Origin of the sequence: Aquimarina pacifica (genome assembly GCF_000520955.1) — a bacterium.
Taxonomy (GTDB): Bacteria; Bacteroidota; Bacteroidia; order Flavobacteriales; family Flavobacteriaceae; genus Aquimarina; species Aquimarina pacifica.
Genome location: NZ_JACC01000119.1, coordinates 1 through 747 on the forward strand (window position 1 = coordinate 1; position 747 = coordinate 747).

General features: G+C 29.3%; 2 protein-coding genes. Both read left to right on the plus strand.

Translation table 11 applies throughout. The annotated features are described in order from the left end of the window. Positions 1 to 101: 101 nt before the first annotated feature. Positions 102 to 470: a hypothetical protein gene (locus tag DZ60_RS0122040; RefSeq protein ID WP_025744153.1), complete on the plus strand. Its 369-nt coding sequence runs from the start codon at positions 102 to 104 to the stop codon at positions 468 to 470. Positions 471 to 529: 59 nt separating this feature from the next. Next, positions 530 to 747 (plus strand): hypothetical protein (locus DZ60_RS23820; protein WP_152537511.1); only part of this gene is annotated, 218 nt, incomplete at its 3' end.

Below are 747 nucleotides of genomic sequence, written 5' to 3' on the forward strand. Positions count from 1 at the left end.
TGTGGCACACTAGTGAGACACTAGCGGCAGCAGGGGATGTTAAAGATCCAAAAGATAAAGTCAATAAATCTTTTATAAAAGGAAGCTCAGGATTTTAAGTTATGAATAAAATAGTTTTAATAATTGTAATGTTGATATTTTGTAATTCTTGTAAGCAGCAAAAAGAAAATGAAATAGTTTTGTTGAAAATATATCCAACAAACATCAACAAGAATGTGGTTCGTGATACTATTGTAATAGATAATCAAAAGTCTATTGCATTGTTTACAGATAATTTTCTTTCAAAAAGGAATCACGAAGTTGTAAAGTTTGCCCCTAGGTGGTATGCTGAAGTTACTTTTACAAATAAAAAAGAAATCTATTCTTTTTACAAAAATTTAATTAAAATTAATGGTAAACCTTATAGAGTAGCGATGACTTTGGAAGACTATATTCAATCGAATACTAAATCCGATAATACTGACTTGTAGTTCTATCTCTTGGGAGAGTGAAGTAATCTGTGATAGTTTTTAACTTCAAAGCGGTACGAGTGACTAAGAAAATAAAGATTAATAAATCTGATCCTGCTGGATATGACCATGGTTATGTTTTAGTTCGTTTAATTGAAAAGATCGGGAAAAAAGAATATTTAAAGGCATTTGAAGGTCTTTCACTAGAGGAAAAGAAAAATATTTTAAGCTACTTAAGGGAAGGTCTAAAGTATGGAGGAAATAAAGTATATCAATATAAAAAGCTTGATGAATTTTT

Excerpts from the sequence above, each read along its gene's own strand:
- DZ60_RS0122040 (WP_025744153.1), top strand. The coding sequence starts at position 102 with ATGAATAAAATAGTTTTAATAATTGTAATGTTGATATTTTGTAATTCT.